The sequence below is a fragment of the Anaerococcus hydrogenalis genome (assembly GCF_002871895.1).
GTDB lineage: Bacteria > Bacillota > Clostridia > Tissierellales > Peptoniphilaceae > Anaerococcus > Anaerococcus hydrogenalis.
The window spans coordinates 269,701-288,826 of sequence record NZ_PNHP01000003.1 but is presented as its reverse complement, the minus strand read 5'-3'; the positions used below and the strand labels follow the sequence as shown (position 1 = coordinate 288,826).

Annotated in this window: 18 protein-coding genes; all 18 read left to right on the top strand. The window is 28.7% G+C overall.

Annotated features, from left to right (window positions below; translation table 11 throughout):
- Positions 1-52 precede the first annotated feature (52 nt).
- The 18 genes from CJ192_RS06120 to CJ192_RS06035 all read left to right on the top strand — a co-directional run bounded on the left by CJ192_RS06120 (position 53) and on the right by CJ192_RS06035 (position 18,660).
- A complete protein-coding gene (locus CJ192_RS06120; protein WP_102198142.1) occupies positions 53-1,504 on the top strand; it encodes a sugar transferase in 1,452 nt (483 codons plus the stop codon).
- Between the two features lie 17 nt (positions 1,505-1,521).
- Positions 1,522-2,418 (top strand): glucose-1-phosphate thymidylyltransferase RfbA, encoded by an 897-nt coding sequence (gene rfbA / locus CJ192_RS06115; protein WP_102198141.1) that lies wholly within the window; start codon positions 1,522-1,524, stop codon positions 2,416-2,418.
- Positions 2,419-2,430: 12 nt separating this feature from the next.
- Positions 2,431-3,450 carry a dTDP-glucose 4,6-dehydratase gene (rfbB, locus tag CJ192_RS06110; RefSeq protein ID WP_102198140.1) on the top strand — a complete coding sequence of 340 codons (1,020 nt, stop codon included), beginning with the start codon at positions 2,431-2,433 and terminating at the stop codon, positions 3,448-3,450.
- 13 nt (positions 3,451-3,463) lie between these two features.
- Entirely contained in the window at positions 3,464-4,372 is a 909-nt protein-coding gene (gene rfbD / locus CJ192_RS06105; RefSeq protein ID WP_102198139.1) for a dTDP-4-dehydrorhamnose reductase, read from the top strand.
- Between the two features lie 17 nt (positions 4,373-4,389).
- Positions 4,390-4,992 (top strand): dTDP-4-dehydrorhamnose 3,5-epimerase, encoded by a 603-nt coding sequence (gene rfbC, locus CJ192_RS06100; RefSeq protein ID WP_102198138.1) that lies wholly within the window; start codon positions 4,390-4,392, stop codon positions 4,990-4,992.
- Positions 4,993-5,011: 19 nt separating this feature from the next.
- Complete coding sequence (gene cps2T / locus CJ192_RS06095; protein ID WP_102198137.1) at positions 5,012-6,244, top strand: beta 1-4 rhamnosyltransferase Cps2T; 1,233 nt, start codon at positions 5,012-5,014, stop codon at positions 6,242-6,244.
- Between the two features lie 26 nt (positions 6,245-6,270).
- Complete coding sequence (locus tag CJ192_RS06090) at positions 6,271-7,578, top strand: glycosyltransferase (RefSeq protein WP_102198136.1); 1,308 nt, start codon at positions 6,271-6,273, stop codon at positions 7,576-7,578.
- Between the two features lie 39 nt (positions 7,579-7,617).
- A complete protein-coding gene (locus CJ192_RS06085; RefSeq protein ID WP_180960891.1) occupies positions 7,618-8,592 on the top strand; it encodes a glycosyltransferase family 2 protein in 975 nt (324 codons plus the stop codon).
- The gene (locus tag CJ192_RS06080) at positions 8,585-9,859 is read left to right on the top strand and encodes a hypothetical protein (RefSeq protein WP_102198134.1); all 1,275 of its coding nucleotides are present in this window, start codon (positions 8,585-8,587) and stop codon (positions 9,857-9,859) included. The genes CJ192_RS06085 and CJ192_RS06080 overlap by 8 nt, the downstream gene beginning before the upstream one ends.
- Complete coding sequence (locus CJ192_RS06075; protein WP_102198133.1) at positions 9,849-10,847, top strand: glycosyltransferase family 2 protein; 999 nt, start codon at positions 9,849-9,851, stop codon at positions 10,845-10,847. The genes CJ192_RS06080 and CJ192_RS06075 overlap by 11 nt, the downstream gene beginning before the upstream one ends.
- On the top strand, positions 10,838-12,271 hold the full coding sequence (locus CJ192_RS06070) for a lipopolysaccharide biosynthesis protein (RefSeq protein WP_102198132.1): 1,434 nt from the start codon (positions 10,838-10,840) through the stop codon (positions 12,269-12,271). The genes CJ192_RS06075 and CJ192_RS06070 overlap by 10 nt, the downstream gene beginning before the upstream one ends.
- 23 nt (positions 12,272-12,294) lie before the next feature.
- Positions 12,295-13,485 (top strand): ATP-grasp domain-containing protein, encoded by a 1,191-nt coding sequence (locus tag CJ192_RS06065; protein WP_102198131.1) that lies wholly within the window; start codon positions 12,295-12,297, stop codon positions 13,483-13,485.
- Positions 13,486-13,562: 77 nt separating this feature from the next.
- Positions 13,563-14,675 carry a DegT/DnrJ/EryC1/StrS family aminotransferase gene (locus CJ192_RS06060; RefSeq protein WP_102198130.1) on the top strand — a complete coding sequence of 371 codons (1,113 nt, stop codon included), beginning with the start codon at positions 13,563-13,565 and terminating at the stop codon, positions 14,673-14,675.
- 45 nt (positions 14,676-14,720) lie between these two features.
- Entirely contained in the window at positions 14,721-15,719 is a 999-nt protein-coding gene (locus tag CJ192_RS06055; protein ID WP_102198129.1) for an NAD-dependent epimerase/dehydratase family protein, read from the top strand.
- 407 nt (positions 15,720-16,126) lie between these two features.
- Positions 16,127-16,819, top strand: coding sequence for a YveK family protein (locus CJ192_RS06050; protein ID WP_102198128.1), 693 nt, complete (start codon positions 16,127-16,129; stop codon positions 16,817-16,819).
- 1 nt (position 16,820) lies between these two features.
- Positions 16,821-17,477: a CpsD/CapB family tyrosine-protein kinase gene (locus CJ192_RS06045; protein WP_102198127.1), complete on the top strand. Its 657-nt coding sequence runs from the start codon at positions 16,821-16,823 to the stop codon at positions 17,475-17,477.
- A complete protein-coding gene (locus tag CJ192_RS09385; protein ID WP_219721371.1) occupies positions 17,477-18,268 on the top strand; it encodes a tyrosine-protein phosphatase in 792 nt (263 codons plus the stop codon). Before CJ192_RS06045 ends, CJ192_RS09385 begins: the two co-directional genes overlap by 1 nt.
- A complete protein-coding gene (locus CJ192_RS06035) occupies positions 18,265-18,660 on the top strand; it encodes an SH3 domain-containing protein (protein WP_102198126.1) in 396 nt (131 codons plus the stop codon). Before CJ192_RS09385 ends, CJ192_RS06035 begins: the two co-directional genes overlap by 4 nt.
- The last annotated feature ends 466 nt before the right edge of the window (positions 18,661-19,126 follow it).

Genomic DNA, 19,126 nt, shown 5'->3' with positions numbered 1-19,126 from the left:
AAATAGCAGGTCAAACTGCTATTTAATTTCTAAATAAAAGAATGGAGGCTAAATGTATAGGAAAAATTCTGAAGGCTGGATAAAATATCTAGACTTTATCTTCCTTGACATGGTCTGTTTGCAATTAGCCTATATACTAGCTTATGGAATAAGTGGTTATGGCTTTAATCCTTACAATACAATAACTTACAAAAATATGGCACTAATACTAGAATTAATAGACTTAGTGGTTATTTTAATTTATGGAACAATGAATGACCTATACAATAGGGGTTATTATGTAGAATTTGCCGTAACCTTCAAACATGGCTTGTTTGTAGGTGCGTGCCAAATTCTCTACTTATTTTTAATGCAAGAAGGCCAAAATTTTTCAAGATTAACACTTTTATTAACAATAGTTATTTATATAGTCATAAGCTATTTTGCAAGAATTTGTTTAAAAAAATATATAGGAAAAAATTCAAACGATAAGAAAAAAGAAAGATTATTACTAGTAAGCACTGAAGAGCAAGTGAAAAATCTTGTCAAAAATATAGAAAAAAATAAATATAGCAAATATAAACTCATAGGCCTAGTAATAATAGACAAAGAATTAGTAGGTAAAAAAATAGAAAGTATACCAGTTGTCTCTGATAAAAAATCTATAGCTAATTATGTTTGCAAAGAATGGATAGATGAGGTTTTTATAGTTTTAGATGAAAATTATGAATACCCAAAAGAGCTGATAGATGATTTAAATGAAACAGGAGTAACAGTTCACTATAATATAAAAAATATAGTTCAAGAGCCAGGCAAAAAACAAATAGTAGAAAGACTAGGCGATTTTGTCGTAATAACAACAAGTGTAAACACTGTATCATCAAGACAAGTTATGATAAAAAGAGCAATGGATATAGTATTTGGCCTAATAGGTTGCATATTCACAGCTATAATAAGCATATTTATCGGACCTATAATATATTTTTCATCACCAGGTCCAATATTTTTTGCCCAAAAACGTGTAGGGCGAAATGGAAAAATATTTAAAATGTACAAATTTAGAAGTATGTACATGGACGCAGAAGAAAAAAAATTAGAACTAATGAAAAACAACCAATACGGTGATGGAAAAATGTTCAAACTAGACTTTGATCCAAGAATTATAGGAAACAAAATCTTAGAAGATGGCAGCAAAAAAAAGGGAATAGGAGACTTTATAAGAAAAACAAGCCTAGACGAATTTCCTCAATTTTTTAATGTCCTAAAAGGAGATATGTCAATAGTAGGAACAAGACCTCCACTAATATCAGAAACAGCTTTATACGAACCTCACCACAGAGTAAGACTTGCAATAAAACCAGGAATAACAGGAATGTGGCAAGTGAGTGGAAGAAGCAATATAACAGATTTTGAAGAAGTAGTAAAACTTGACAGGGAATATATAGAAAATTGGAACATAGGATTAGACTTTAAAATTCTTTTAAAAACATTTTTGGTTGTGTTTAAAAAAGATGGGTCAATGTAAAAAAAAGGAGGAAGATTTTGAAGGGAATAATTTTAGCTGGAGGATCTGGGACAAGACTATATCCACTTACAACTGTTACATCAAAACAGTTATTGCCAGTTTATGATAAGCCAATGATATATTATCCAATGTCTGTGCTTATGAATGCAGGAATAAGAGATATATTAATAATTTCAACTCCTGAAGATACACCAAGATTTGAAGAACTCTTAGGAGATGGACATTCGTTTGGAGTAAATCTTGAATATGCTGTTCAACCAAGTCCTGATGGACTTGCCCAAGCTTTCATAATTGGAGAAAAATTCATTGGAAATGATAGTGTTGCTATGGTTTTGGGAGATAATATTTTTGCAGGACATGGACTTAAAGATAGATTAAGTGAAGCTGTAAAAAATGCAGAAGAAGGCCTAGGAGCTACAGTATTTGGATACTATGTTGATGATCCAGAAAGGTTTGGAATAGTAGAATTCGATGAAGATGGAAAAGCAATATCAATCGAAGAAAAACCTCAAAAACCGAAAAGCAATTACTGTGTTACAGGGCTTTATTTTTACGATAATAATGTAGTAGATTATGCAAAAAATTTAAAACCAAGTGACAGGGGAGAACTCGAAATAACCGACCTAAACAAAATCTATTTAGAAAAAAATAAATTAAATGTAGAACTTTTAGGTCAAGGATTCACCTGGCTTGACACCGGAACCCACGAATCATTGGTAGAAGCTACAAATTTTGTAAAAACAATAGAAAATCATCAACACAGAAAAATAGCATGCCTAGAAGAAATAGCCTATTTAAATGGATGGATTTCAAAAGATCAAGTCTTAAAAGTCTATGAAATTTTGAAAAAAAATCAATACGGACAATATTTAAAAGATGTTATAGATGGAAAATACAAGGATCAATTACATTAAAGTGAGGTGAAAATGAAAATAATAGTAACAGGTGGAGCAGGATTTATTGGAAGTAACTTTGTCTTTTATATGTTAGAAAAACATCCTGACTATAAAATAATATGTTTAGATAAATTAACTTACGCAGGAAACCTATCAACCTTAGAACCAGTAATGGATAATGAAAATTTTACTTTCTATAAGATGGATATTTGTGATAGAGATGCCATATATAAATTATTTGAAGAAGAAAAACCAGATATTATTGTAAACTTTGCAGCAGAAAGCCATGTAGACAGGTCGATAGAAGATCCAGAAATATTTTTAGATACAAATATTAAGGGAACCACAGTGTTAATGGATGCTTGCAACAAATATGGAATAAAAAGATTTCACCAAGTAAGTACTGACGAAGTTTATGGTGATTTGCCACTAGATAGACCAGATTTACTTTTTACAGAACAAACACCAATTCAAACAAGCTCTCCTTACAGCTCATCAAAGGCAAGTGCAGACTTATTAGTACAAGCCTATCATAGAACATATGGCCTACCAATGACAATCAGTCGTTGTTCAAATAACTACGGACCATATCAATTTCCAGAAAAATTAATTCCTTTAATGATAGCAAATGCCCTTGCAGAAAAACCACTACCAGTATATGGACAAGGACTTAATGTGCGTGATTGGCTATACGTAGATGATCATTGCTCAGCTATAGATAAAATAATTCATGACGGAAAAGACGGTGCAGTTTACAATGTTGGCGGACACAACGAAATGACAAATATTGATATAGTAAAACTTATCTGTAAAGAGCTTGGAAAATCAGAAGATTTAATCACATACGTAACAGATAGAAAGGGTCATGATATGCGTTATGCAATAGATCCTACAAAAATTCATAATGACCTTGGTTGGTTGCCAGAAACAAAATTTGCAGATGGAATCAAAAAGACAATAAGATGGTATTTAGATAATAAAAAATGGTGGGAAGAAATAATTTCTGGAGAATATCAAAACTATTACAAAAAAATGTACGAAAATAGATAATGGAGAAATACAAATGAAAGTATTTGTAACAGGAGTGGCAGGACAGCTTGGTCATGATGTAATGAATGAGCTTTACAAAAGAGGACACCAAGCAATTGGATCAGATATTTCAGAAAAATATTCAGGAATAAATGATGATAGTCCACTTGTGAATATGCCATACGTATCACTAGATATAACTGATGAAAAAAAAGTAGAAAAAGTTTTAACAGAAATAAAACCAGATGCCATAGTTCATTGTGCAGCTTGGACAGCAGTCGATCTTGCAGAAGAAAAAGAAAATATAGAAAAAGTTAGAAAAATAAATTCCTATGGAACAGAAAACATAGCGAAAATATGCAAAAAAATAGATGCAAAAATGCTTTATTTATCAACAGACTATATTTTTGACGGACAAGGAGAAACTCCTTGGAAGGCTGATTGCAAAGAATATAAACCATTAAATGTATATGGACAAACAAAACTTGAAGGCGAAGAATTTGTAAGAAAATACCTAGAAAAATTTTTCATAGTTAGAATTGCCTGGGTTTTTGGAGTAAACGGAAATAATTTTATAAAAACAATGCTAAAACTTGCAAAGATACATGACAATTTAAAAGTTGTTTCAGATCAAATAGGAACACCAACCTACACTTATGATTTAGCAAGATTGTTAGTAGATATGATAGAAACTGAAAAATATGGAACCTATAATGCTACAAACGAGGGTGGATATATTTCTTGGTATGATTTTGCTTGTGAAATATTCAAACAAGCAGGATGTGAAATCAAAGTAGATCCAGTATCAACAAAAGAATATGGACAATCAAAAGCAAAAAGACCCTACAATAGCAGACTCGATAAATCAAAATTAACAAAAGAAGGTTTTAAGCTACTTCCAACATGGCAAGATGCACTAGAAAGATATTTAAAACTAATATAATATTAAAAGGATAGAAAATGGGACAAATCAAAGTAAGCAAACTTCCAATAGAAGGATTATATATAATAGAACCAACAGTTCATGGAGATGACAGGGGATATTTTATGGAAACCTATAATCAAAATGATATGAAAGAAGCAGGTTTAGATATGAATTTTGTACAAGATAATCAAAGTATGAGTACAAAAGGAGTTCTAAGAGGCTTACACTTTCAAAAGGAATTTCCCCAAGGAAAACTTGTAAGAGTAATAAAAGGAAGAGTATTTGACGTAGCAGTAGACTTAAGAAAAGATAGCAAAACCTACGGAAAATGGTATGGAGTAGAGCTTACAGAAGAAAATAAAAAACAATTTTATATATCAGAAGGATTTGCCCATGGATTTTTGGTATTAAGCGATGTGGCAGAATTTTGTTACAAAGTAACAGACTTTTACCACCCGGGGGACGAAGGCGGCCTTGCTTGGAATGATCCAAAAATAGGAATAAAATGGCCTGAGCTTATAGGAAAATACAAAAATTCAGCATCAGCAGAAGGTTATAAATTAGAAGATGGAAGCAAATTAATACTTTCAGACAAAGACCAAAAGTGGTTGGGAATAGAAGATACATTTAAGTTTTAGTAAGGAATAGATAAAGAATATGGATGAAAAAAGAAAAGTACAAAACGTATTTTTAGTAGGGGCAAAAAGTTTGGGAGCCTACGGAGGATATGAAACATTTGTATATAAGCTAACAGAATATCATCAAAACAATGAAAAAATTAAATATCACATAGCTTGTAAAGCAAATGGAGAAGGCTATATGGACGAAAGTAAACTCGATGGAGTAAAAAAAATATCCGAAAATGAGTTTGAGTTCAATAATGCAAGGTGCTTCAAAATCCATATTCCACAAATAGGACCTGCACAAGCAATTTATTATGATGTTAAAGCTTTAAAAGAATGCATAAAATATATAAAAGAAAAAAGAATAGAAAATCCAATTGTTTATATAATGGCTTGCAGAATAGGTCCATTTGCAAAACATTTCTACAAAAAAATCCACAAACTAGGTGGCAAAGTTTACCTAAATCCAGATGGTCATGAATGGATGAGAGCAAAGTGGTCAGCACCAATAAGAAAATATTGGAAGATATCAGAATCAATGATGGTTAAGTGGTCTGACCTTGTTATTTGTGATTCTATAAATATAGAAAAATATATACACGATTCTTATGATGGAAAAGGAATAAATGGAAAAAATCCAAAAACAACTTATATAGCATACGGGGCAGATCTTACTTCTAGTAAATTAAAAGATGATGATCCAAAATTTTTAAATTGGTATGCTGATAAAGGCTTATCAAAAAAAGATTATTATTTAGTTGTAGGACGATTTGTACCAGAAAATTCATTTGAAATAATGATTCGTGAATTTATGAAAAGCAAAAGCAAAAGAGATTTTGCTTTAATAACAAATGTAAATGATAAATTTTTAAATGAGTTAGAAGAAAAATTACATTTCAAAAAAGATCCAAGAATAAAATTTGTAGGAACAGTATACGATCAAGAATTATTAAAAAAAATCAGAGAAAATGCCTACGCATATTTCCATGGACATACAGTTGGAGGAACAAACCCAAGCTTAATAGAAGCTCTAGGCAGTACAGATTTAAATTTGCTAGTCGATGTAGGATTTAACAAAGAAGTAGCAGAAGATGCAGCTTTGTATTGGAGCAGAAAAGATGGAGATCTTGCAAATCTAATAAATAAAGCCGACAAATTAAGAGATGATGAAATAGTTGAGCTTGGAGAAAAAGCAAGAAAAAGAGTTAGACAAGCTTATACTTGGGAAATAATAAGTTCAAAATATGAAGAAGCATTTTTGAAATGATTAGTTGAATTAGTGGGAGAAATAAGTTGAGAATTTTACATTATTTTTTAGGATTTCCTCCATATAGAAGCGGAGGCTTAACTAAATACGCTTTTGATTTGGCTAAGTCGCAAGCTGAAGATGGCCATTTTGTTATGGCTATGTGGCCTGGAGAAATAAAGAAATATTCAGATAATCCTGAAATAAAAAAGAGAAAAAAAATAAAAGGGATTTTAAACTTCGAACTTATTAATCCTTTACCTGTACCGTTAGATGAGGGAATTAAAGAATTTTCAGCCTTTACCAAGTCATGTGATATAGAAATTTATAAATCATTTTTAAAAAAAGAAAATCCTGAAGTTATTCATATACATACATTGATGGGCATTCATAAAGAATTTATAAAGGCTGCAAATCAATTGGGAATAAGGACGGTACTTACGTCTCATGATTATTTTGGAATTTGTCCAAAAGTTACTCTTTTTAGAAATGGGAAGTGTTGCGATAATGATAATGAATGTAGAAATTGTATTCAATGTAATGAGTCAGCATTGTCGTTAAAAAAAATAAAAATCCTTCAGTCGCCTATCTATAGATTTATAAAGAATATATATATTGTGAAAAAACTAAGAAAATCACATAGGAATAAATTTTTTAATGAAGAAAGTTTCCCATCAATGCCTGACGTAGATATTGAAAAGATATCTGAAAAATATAGAAATTTAAGAAGATATTATGTTGATATGCTTGAATCAATTGATTTTATACATTTCAATTCGACATTAGCTGAAGAAATATATAGAAGATATATAAGTCCTAAAGATAGCAAAGTTATATCTATTGTTCATCAGGGAATAAAAAAACAAGTTATAAAAAAAGTTCATACAGGAAAAAAAGTGATTTTATATTTGGCACCAACAAAACCTTATAAAGGATGGGATGTATTAAAAAAAGCATGCAATCAATTGTGGGAAGAGAATGAAAATATACAATTACGTGTATTTAGTCCAGTTCAAAAAATAGAAGACTACATGATAGTAAAAGAAGAAGGATTTAATCACGATGAATTAGGTCAAATTATGAGTAAGGCTGATATGCTTGTAGCACCAAGTATTTGGTACGAAACATTCGGTTTTACTGTTATTGAAGCTTTGAGTTTTGGAGTTCCTGTCATTGTAAGTGACCATGTTGGAGCTAAAGATGTAATAGGTAATAACGGATTTGTAGTTCAAGCTGGCAATGTAGATGAATTAAAAAATGCAATTAAAAATATGGATAAGAAAGTTAATATAAAGCTAAAGATTTGGAGAGAGTTCTTGAATGAAAATTATAGAATCTATAAAAATTCAAAATAGATTGAAATAATCTCTAATGTCATAATGAAAGGTTATACAGTGAAGGATAAAATTAGTGTTATAGTGCCAATTTATAAAGTTGAAAAATATTTAGATAGATGCGTTAAAAGTTTAATCAATCAGACGTATAAAAATGTAGAAATTATTTTGGTGGATGACGGAAGTCCTGATAACTGTCCTGAGATGTGCGATGATTATGCTATTAAGGACTCTAGAATTAAAGTGATACATAAAGAAAATGGTGGGTTATCAGATGCCAGAAATGTTGGAATAGAAAAGTCAACAGGTTCATATATAGCTTTTGTAGATTCTGATGATTGGGTTAAAAAAATTTTTATTGAAGAATTATACAATAATATAAAAAAAGAAAATGCCGATATTTCTATAATAGGTTATACCTTAATATGGGACAGCGGGAAAAAAATTACTTATGGCGATAATAATGATTATTTTGTATATAATCAGGAAGATGCTATAAAAGAATTACTTAAACAAAAAAAATTTCAGTGTATGGTTTGCCAGAAAATGTACAAAAGAGAAATCTTTAATGAGATTAAATTTCCTGTAGGGGAAATATATGAAGATGTTGCAGTTAGTTTGCCTACATTTTTAAAGGCAAATAAAGTTGTATTTTCAGGGAAACCAATGTACTTCTATTATCAAAGAGAGGATAGCATAGTAAATGAAAAATTTAATGAAAATAAACTATTCTTTTTAGATTGTTGTAAAGAAATAATAGATTATTCAAATAATCATAATAAAATTTTTGATAAAGAGGCATATAACTTTTATTTGAGAGCTTTATTGATGCTTGTATTACAATTATATTCTGATGTTAGAACACGAAATTCAGAAATATGTAAACAATTAGAAAAAGAAGTTAGAAAAAATAAAAAACACATATTTGTTAATCCGTATATAGATTTTAAAAAAAGAATTGCTTTATTTATGATTTTAGTAAGGTTTCCTAGAAGATTACTATATAAAGTTTGGAGGTTAAAACAAGGTGAATAGTAGTATTAAAATTAATAATAAAATTTTTGAAAAAATAATATTTATAGAACTTATATTTGTTTTGTTTGAACGATTTTTAATACAAAATCTCAAAACTCCTGACTACATAATATATTTTATTGATATTTTAAACATTTTTTTATTTTTCGGGTTGATAAAAAATAAAAAAAATATAGAATTTAGAGGATTAATAGTTTTGTATACAATTCTATTATTGTTTTCTTCAATTACTGGGATACTGAACTTCTCTACATGGGGTGGGAATTTAGCTACACTTAGTATAGAGTTCAGAAACTTTGTTAGATTTCCAATATTTTTTCTATCATGTGCTTTATTTTTAGATTCTGAATCTATAAGAAAAATATATAAGATTTTCATGGTTTTCTTTTTTGTTAATTTAATTTTTATTATATATCAATATCTGACCTTTCATCCACCTGGAGTTTGGACTAGAGGCGATATGCTAAATGGATTGTTCGGCACAGAGGTGGGAGGAAATACGTTTGTAAATGTAAGTTTTTTAGTAGTAATAGTATATGCTTTAACACAATGGTCTCAAAATAAATTTAAAACAAATAGGTTTATGGTTTTAGTCGGTTTCACATTGTTCATATCTGCAATTATAGAACTAAAGGCTTTTTTTGTAGAGTTTGCCATGTTATATATTTGGTATTTTATTGCAAATAAAAAAACATATAAAGAATTTCTAATTAATATATTTTTAATATTTTTTATAATTTTTATTTCATTTATAGGACTGCAGATAATGTATAAAGAATATCCTTGGTTCTATGATTCCATGTCTTTCCAAGGCATTAAAGATCAACTGTTCGGAAGTGGTTATACTGGAAGTGGAGATTTAAATAGATTTACAGGGATTTTTACAGTGTGTTCTAAATTATTTGATGGAGATATTTCAAAAACCATTTTTGGTTTAGGATTAGGTAATGCTTCTTCAAAATCAATATTAGGAAGCTATCCAATGTTCTTTAATAAATTTTACTATACTCACTATGATTGGTTTTCTTCAACATATATAACTGTACAAGCTGGAATATTCGGTATTTTTATTTATTTAATAACATTTTTTTATTTATTTTTAAAGAAAAAAATAAATAAGGATTATACTTTAAATTCTCAAATAATGTGCATATTGGCATTGTTTTTAGTATTTTACGGTGAGGCTCTTAAAACGGATGCTGGATATTTAATTTACTTTGCAATTTCTAGTGGTTTTATAAGAATTGGAGGAAATAATGAACAATAATATAGAGGTTACAGTTGTTTGTACAGCTTATAATCATGAAAAATTTATAAGAGAATGTCTTGACAGTTTATTAAATCAAAATACAAATTTCAATTATGAAGTTCTGGTAAATGATGATGCTTCAACTGATAGTACTGCTGATATATTAAAAGAATATGTATCTAGGTATCCCGATAAGTTAAGAGTATATTTTCAAGAAAAAAATTTATTTTCTCAAGGAATAAGGATAGTAGATGATGTTTTACTTCCTAATGCAAAAGGCAAATATATTGCCATATGTGAAGGAGATGATAAATGGCTTGATAATAATAAATTACAATTACAATATGATTTAATGGAAAAAAATAAAGATTGTGTTATGTGTACTCATAATACTCTAATTAAGGATGTAAATAATAAAAGAAAGAATACTTACTTTAATAATTGGAGGAATTTACATGTACTAAATGACTTCGATGTTTTCATGTCTTGGAAAGTACATACATCTTCTTATTTTATAAGAAAAGAATTGGTAAAATTAGATTCACGCTTAAGAGGGTATTGGTTTGGAGATTTTGTAAGATTAACTTTTCTTTATAGTAAAGGGAAGATAATATCCATTCCTAAAGTTATGTCTCAGTACAACATAGGAATTAGCACAGGATCATTGGATAGTTTTAATAAAAGTTCTGAAGAAAAGAAAAAAAAAGGAATATTAGATAGAAGCAAATACTTAAGAGATTTTAATAAATTTAGTAATTACAGATTTAATAACATCATAAATAAGAGAATTTTATTAACAGAGCTAGAAGCATCAAGTATTAATGAATTTGAAGTACTACAATGTTCCAAGAATAAGAAAGAACTAATAAGTGCTGTAAAATCTATAAGTAATAAAAAAGAATATAAAAGATATACAAAGTCATTATCTATTAAGGGCAAAATCAAAAATTTAATTAAATATAAGGGATATTTTATGTATCCTATTTGGGTAAAACTATGGCAATAGTAAATGTGATGAAAAATTTTTTATGGAGATTTGCAGAAAGATCTGGAGCACAAATTGTAACTTTTATAGTATCGATAATTTTAGCAAGATTACTTTCACCGAAAGATTACGGTACAATAGCTCTTGTAACAGTTTTTTTAGCAATCATGCAAGTTTTTGTTGATAGTGGACTGGGTTCAGCCTTAATTCAAAAGAAAAATGCAGATGACTTAGATTTTTCATCTGTCTTCATATTTAATTTTATAGTATGTATAATACTTTATATTTTAATGTTTTTTGCTGCTCCCCTAATTGCAAAATTTTATGATGATAAGAATTTGGTTGCTATTATCAGGGTGATAAGTATCACAATCCTAATATCTGGAGTAAAAGGAATACAGCAAGCATATGTATCAAGGAATATGTTGTTTAAAAAATTTTTCTTTTCAACGATAGGTGGTACTGTATTTTCAGCGTTTTTGGGAATATTTATGGCGTATAAAGGTTTTGGTGTATGGGCGATTGTCGCTCAACAACTTTCTAATACTGCTATAGATACTTTAATACTTTGGATTACAGTAGAATGGAGACCGAAATTTATTTTTTCATGGAAAAGATTAAAGTCTTTATTAAGTTTTGGTTGGAAATTATTAATTTCTGCTCTATTAGATACAACTTATAATAATCTTAGAAATTTAATTATAGGAAAATTATATTCTCCTGCTGATTTGGCATTTTACAACCAAGGAGATAAGTTTCCTAAAGTTATAATAACAAATATTAATGCTTCCATAGATAGTGTTCTTTTACCAACTATGTCAAGGGAGCAAGATAATAAAGATAAAGTAAAAAGTATGACAAGAAGAGCTATAAAGACAAGCACATATTTAATGGCTCCAATGATGATGGGTTTAGCATTTTGTTCTGATAATATAGTTAGACTGGTACTAACAGAAAAATGGATAGAATGTGTTCCTTATTTAAGAATTTTTTGCATTACTTATATGTTTTGGCCTTTGCATACTGCAAATCTTAATGCTATCAATTCTTTGGGTAGAAGTGATTGGTTTTTAAGGTTAGAAATTATAAAAAAAATAATGGGACTTACTGTGCTTTTATTGACAATGTGGCACGGCGTAATGGTTATGGCATATAGTCTACTTTTGACTAGCGTTTTAAGTCAAATTATCAATTCTTGGCCTAATAGAAAGTTAATTAATTATAGTTATATTGAGCAACTACAGGATATATTACCTTCGATATTGATTTCTGTTTTTATGGGGATTTGTGTCAGTTTAGTAAATATATTTAAATTACCTATATTAATTAAATTAATTATTCAAATAATATTAGGAGTATTGATTTATATTTCTATGTCAGAGTTTTTAAAACTAGAATCATATAAATATATTAAAAATATTGCTAAGTCATTAATCAAACGTTAGTACTTTATAAGAAGGGAAATGGAATGAAAAAAATATTATTATTAGGTGGGTCAAATCAGCAAATAATAGCAATAGAAAAAGCAAAGGAAATGGGTATATATACAATTTTATGTGATTACCTACCAGATAATCCAGGTCAATACGTTGCAGACAAATTTTATTTGGAGAGCACAACTGATAAGGATGCTATTTTAAAAATATCACGTGATGAAAATATTGATGGAATAATTGCATATGCATCAGATCCTGCTGCTCCAACTGCTGCATATGTTGCAGAAAAACTATCTTTACCAGGAAACCCATATAAATCTGTAGATATCCTATGCAATAAAGGTAAATTCCGAGAGTTCCTAAAGGCAAATGGTTTTAATGTTCCAATGTCAAAATCATTTGCTTCTAAAAAAGAAGTTTTTGACAATATTAATGACTTCAAATTTCCTATTATTGTAAAACCAGTGGATTCATCTGGAAGTAAAGGTGTAACTGTATTAAAATCAGAAAAGAATTTAGAAACAGCTTTAAAGTCAGCTTTTTCTTATTCAAGGTCTAAAAAAATAATTATTGAAGATTTTATAGAAGGTAAATATAGCGTCATAGGTGGTGATATATTTATAAGAAATGGGGAAATAGATATCTGGGGACTCATGTCTAGCCAAAGGGATACTGGTGTAAACGAGCTAGTGCCAGTCGGAGAAAGCTTTCCTTTAAATTTAGAAGAATCTTTATTAAATGAAATAAAATATACGTTGAGTTTATTAGTAAAAAAATTACATATTGAAAATGGGCCAATGAATGTTGAGTTGATGGTCGATAAAAAAGATAAAGTTTATTTAATAGATATAGGCCCAAGAAGTGGGGGATGTATGATTCCTGAACTAATAAGCGATATTTATAATGTTGATATTGCAAAGATGAGTATTGAATCATCTATGGGATTTGAATCTGAATTTAAACCGACTAAATCAAATGAGTATTTTGCAATTTATTATTTACATAGTAGTAAATCTGGTATTTTAAAAAATATTAAATTTGATCAAGTATTAGAAAAATATGTATATAGAAAATGTATATATAAGAAACAAAATGATGAAGTTGAATTTTTTAAAGATGCATCGAAATGTCTAGGTATTATATTTTTGAAATTTCCAAATTATGCTGAAATGTCAAAAATCCTTAATACTATTGAAAATTTGATAAGAATTGATTTGATTTAGCTCAATTTATATTACTATAAATGTTTTTATAGTTTTCATGAAACTTTTAAAAATATTATTTAAGAAATGAGGAACAAATGAAAGATAATATATTGGTTACAAGATCATCTCTTCCAGAGTTAGATGAATATATAGAAGAAATTAAGTCTATTTGGGATAGCCATTGGCTTACGAATATGGGACCAAAGCATAAAGAATTTCAATCAAAATTAGAGTCATGTTTAGGTGTCGAAAATATTGAATTATTTACTAATGGACATATGGCCATAGAATTGTCCCTGCAGGCTTTAAATTTACAAGGAGAGGTTATTACCACACCATTTACTTTTGCATCTACAACTCATGCAATAGTAAGAAACGGTTTGACACCTGTTTTTTGTGATATTGACCCTGAGACATACTGTATTGATGTTAGTAAAATCGAAAAACTTATTACAAATAAAACATGTGCCATTATGCCTGTACATGTATATGGAAACATATGTGATGTTGAAGAAATTGAGCGAATAGCAAAAAAATATGAATTAAAAGTAATTTATGATGCTGCACATACTTTTGGAGAAACTTACAAAGAAAGAGGGATAGGTTCTTTCGGAGATGTTTCTTGTTTTAGCTTTCATGCTACTAAGGTTTTTAATAGTATAGAAGGTGGAGCAGCTTGCTTTAAAAATAAAGACTTAGGAAATAAATTATATAATTTAAAAAACTTTGGTATACAAGGACCTGAAAGTGTTGTTTCAATAGGTGCTAATGCTAAAATGAATGAATTTTGTGCTGCTATGGGAATTTGTAATTTAAAACATTTAAGCGAAGATATAGAAAAAAGAAGACTAGTTGTTGAGAGATATAGAGAAAGATTGGATAATATTGATGGATTAAAGTTAAATTGCATCCAAAAAAATGTTGAGAGTAATTATGCTTATTTCCCTATAGTGATTGATAATGAGCTTTTTGGATCAAGCAGAGCTGAAGTGTTTGATAGATTGGCAATGAATGGAATCAGTGCTAGAAAATATTTCTACCCACTTACTAATTCATTTGAATGTTTTCACAAAAAATATAATGTTTATGATACTCCTATAGCGTTAGATATTAGCAAAAAAGTATTAACTTTGCCTTTATATTCAGATTTAGCATTAAAGGATGTCGATAGAATTTGCGATATTATATTAGGCTGTAGAAAGAACTAGGAATTAAAAATTTTTAAATTTTCAAATAAATGCTAGGAGTTATAAATGAAGAAAATAGTTGTTTTTGGATCAACGGGTAAAATTGGCATTTACTTAATAGATTACTTAAGAAATATGTTAAATGAAAAAGAATATGAACTTATTGCGGTAGGAAGAAAAAATATTAATTATTTTAAGGAAAATAATATAAAATATATAAATATGGATATTATAAATAAATCTGACTTCAGTTTTCTTCCAGACAATGATATTTATGGAGTTATTAATTTAACAGGTATTTTGCCTGCAAGATTAAAGGAATATGATCCATACAAATACTTAGATACAAATATTTATGGCTCATTAAATATATTAGAATATGCTAGAAAATGTAAGGCTGATAGAATTCTATATGCTCAGACTTGGTCAGTTCAAGGTGGTTATTGGGGAAACTCAGAAGTTTTGTCACCTAAAATGTCAAAGAGTTTAATTTATAAAGGAGATCATGCATTTTATTGCATAACAAAGAATATGATAGAGGATACGATGGAATTTTATAAGCAAGAGTATGGCTTGAAAAATTTTGTTTTTAGACTACCAAATGTATATATGTATAACCCTCAAACTTCATTTTATTTAGATGGAATTGAAAAAAAAGTTGCATATCGATATATGATTGAAAGAGCAATAAGAGGTGAGGAAATAGAGTTGTGGGGAAATCCAAGAGCATTTAAAGATATTCTTTATATTAAAGATTTATGCCAGTTATTTTATAAGGCGTTAATATGTAATCAAGATGGTGGGACATACAATGCTGGTACAGGAATAAAGACTACTTTGCAGGAGCAAATAGAAGGAATGATAGAAGTTTTTTCTCCTAAAAATAATAAATCAAAAATTGTGTATAAGCCAGATAAAGATAGTTTTGTAAGTTTTGTTATGGACATTGAAAATGCGAAGGAAGAATTAGGTTATGAACCTGAATATTCTTACAAGAAATATTTGGAAGACTATAAAAAAGAGAGAGAACTAAAAAGATTTGATTACATTTGGAAGAAGAATTAAACTATTTTATAAATGGAATTTGTAAATTAAACATGTTTAAACTATTTCTTTTTAATTCTATGAAAAGTATAAAAAAAATTTAATGATAGTTAGTATAAACTTTGAACATGTATATTAGATTTAAATTATTAAGTTTTAAATTTTAGAATTTAACTTATTAAAAAACTAAGAATAATATGCTTTAATAAGTGAAGATAATTTTAATCCTAAATTTGATGGAATATCAATAAATAGAATAAGAACTATACAAATAGTTTATAGAAAATAAAACTATTTAATAGAAATTAAGTATGGACTGATTAAATTAATAAACCATTGAATTTAACAAAATTTTATTATAAACTAAGAGTTAGAGAATTTTTATTTCTAAATAATTTAAAAATAATTTTATATAAAGGAGAAAATAAATGGATGAAAGAGAAATTGATTTATTGGAATTGGCTAAGAAGTTAAGACAGCATCTTTTTTCAATTCTTTGTTTGGCTGTTATTTTTGCAGCTCTTTCTTATGCAGCTTCTGTTTTTGTTATTACACCAAAGTATGAAGCTACTACTACTATGATTGTAAGTAATTCTAAAAATGAAGACCCTAATCAAAAGGGCGATGTTGATATTAATCAAATCAATGCTAATAGGGCTTTGGTTTCTACTTATTCTGAGATTGTTAAGAGTAAGGGGGTAGCTGATAAAGTTATTGCTGATTTGAAACTTGATATGGATTATGGGGAGTTTTCTCAAAAGGTTTCTATTGAGCCTGTTAAGGATACTCAAATTATTTCTGTTAAGGTTGTTGATACTGTTCCTGAAAGGGCTATGGATATTGCCAATTCAACTTCTATGGTTTTTAAGGATTCTATTACAAAGATTATGAAGGTTGATAATGTTCAAATTCTTGACAAGGCAAATCTACCTGAAAAACCTTCTTCTCCTAATATAAAGAAAAACACCCTTGTAGGTTTTGTTTTAGGTTTTATTTTGGGCGTTGGTATTTATTTGTTTAAGGAATTAAGTGATACTACTTTCAAGACTACTGATGATATCCAAGAGGCTTTTGATATTCCTGTTCTTGGAATGGTTCCTGATAAGAGTAAAGGAGAGTAAGATGGCAAAAAAACGCGGTTATTATAATACTACATCTGTTTTTGATGAGGCTATTCGTTCTGTTAGGACTAATATTCAATTTTCTGATATTGATAATAAAAAAAGAGTTATTGCTATGACTTCTTCTAAGCCAAGCGAGGGTAAGACTACTGTTTTGTATTCTATTGCCAAATCTTTTGCAGAAAATGGAAATTCTGTTGTGCTTTTGGATTTTGATTTAAGAATGCCAAAGGTTGGAAAGGTTGCAGGAATTGAAACTAATATGGGTCTTACTAATGTTATTACTGGAAAGGTTGAGCTTGATAGGGCTTTGATAAAAGACCAATACGAAGATAATCTTTTTGTTCTTCTTTCAGGTCCGGTTCCTCCAAATCCTGCAGAAATTTTGGCTTCTAATCATGTTAAAGAATTGATTGAGGAACTTTCAAAAAGGTTTGATTATGTATTTTTGGATACTCCTCCAGTAGGATTATTTACTGATGCATCAATTGTTTCTACTTATTGTGATGGGGTAATTTTTGCAATCAAATCTAATGATACTAAAAAAGAAGAAGTTTCTCATGCTCTTGAAAATCTTAACAAGGTTAAAGGAAAAGTTTTGGGGGCTGTTCTTACTTTTGCAGACCTTAGCGAATCTACTTACAAGGGTTATTATTAATGATTGATATTCACAACCATATAATTTATGGGGTGGATGATGGGTCGAGATCCTTTGATGAATCAATGAAGATGGTCGAGCTTTTTATAGAAAATGGTTTTAAGGAAATTATTGCCACAAGCCATTATGATCCATCAAGGTATATGGTAAAAAAGGAAGATATTTTGGAAAAATCTTCTATTTTAAATGAGGAGATTAAAAAAAGAAATCTAGATTTTAAAATTTACCCAGGACATGAAATCCACGTTGAGCCAAATACTTTGGATAAAATTCACAAGAAAGAATTGTTGACTTTGAATAATTCAAGATATGTTTTGTTGGAACTTTCTTTTGTCAACAAGCCACTTTTTTTGAAAGATTTGATTTATAATCTTTCTCTAGAAGGCTATATCCCAATAATTGCCCATGTAGAAAGATATCCTTATGTGGAAAAAAATATTTCATATTTATATGAATTTATAAAGATGGGGGCTCTTATCCAAATAAATTATTCATCCATGAAATCCCACCACCATACTACAAAAAAATTATTGGAAAAAAATATGGTTCATTTTATAGGGACAGACTCTCACCAATCTGAATGGAGAAGTCCAAATATTGCAGATGAGAAAAATGAGATTATTGAAATAATTGGTCAGGAAAAATTTGAAAAATTGACCCAAATTAATCCTAAAAAAGTTTTAGATGATGAGTTTATTCCAAGTGGATATGATGAAATTGTAAGAGAAGAAGAAAAAGTGGAAAAGAAAAGTAAGAAAAGAAGTTTATTTAATTTTTGGAGAAAAAAATGAAGATAAAATATATATTATGCTCTTTTGCTCTACTTCTTGCCCTAAGTTCATGTGATAAAAAGCAAGAGAAATATGAAAAAAGAGATGTGCAAATTGATACAGTTTTTGATAGCTCTTCAAATAATATTTCAAATGAAGTTGAAGAAAAAGATGCTTCAAATGTAAAAGAAAATGCAAAGAGTAATACAGAAAGTAAAGATTTGAGAACAAAAAGCACAATCAATCTAAGAAGAGGCCCAAGTACAAACGAAGATAACATAATAGCCTCAATACCAGGAAATTCTCAAGTAAAATTATTATCAGAAGAAGAAGACGAAAATGGAGAAATGTGGTCAAGAATTTTCTACGGAGGCCAAGAAGGTTATGTAAAAAGTGACCTTTTAGAAAAATAAATCAATTTCATAAATTTATAAGCTATTAGCAAGAAATTTGCTGATAGCTTTTTTTATGAGAAATTTTTGAGGTAATTTTGGCTGGGGGTTGCTAAGGATTTATTTAATGACAAGACGAAGTAAATCAGAGATCTCTCGACAAGCTCGAGATGGGTTTTACTTTTGTGCCTTTTTTTATTACTAAAGAAAGTTAAAATCTTTATAAAAAATTATTTTACTTAATATATAAATAAAATTTATATTTTAGATTAAATTATCAAAGATATAATTAAATCAATTCTTTAGTAAAAAACTAAATAAATATACTACCCATCTCGAGCGAAGTCGAGAGATCTCATTAATTTGATTTATATTGAAATAATCTTTGTTCCTTGGGTTTATATATTGATTTAAATTCAAGGATTTATTTAATAATAAGACAAAGTAAATCAGAGATCTCTCGGCACTAAAACTCATTTACTTCGTA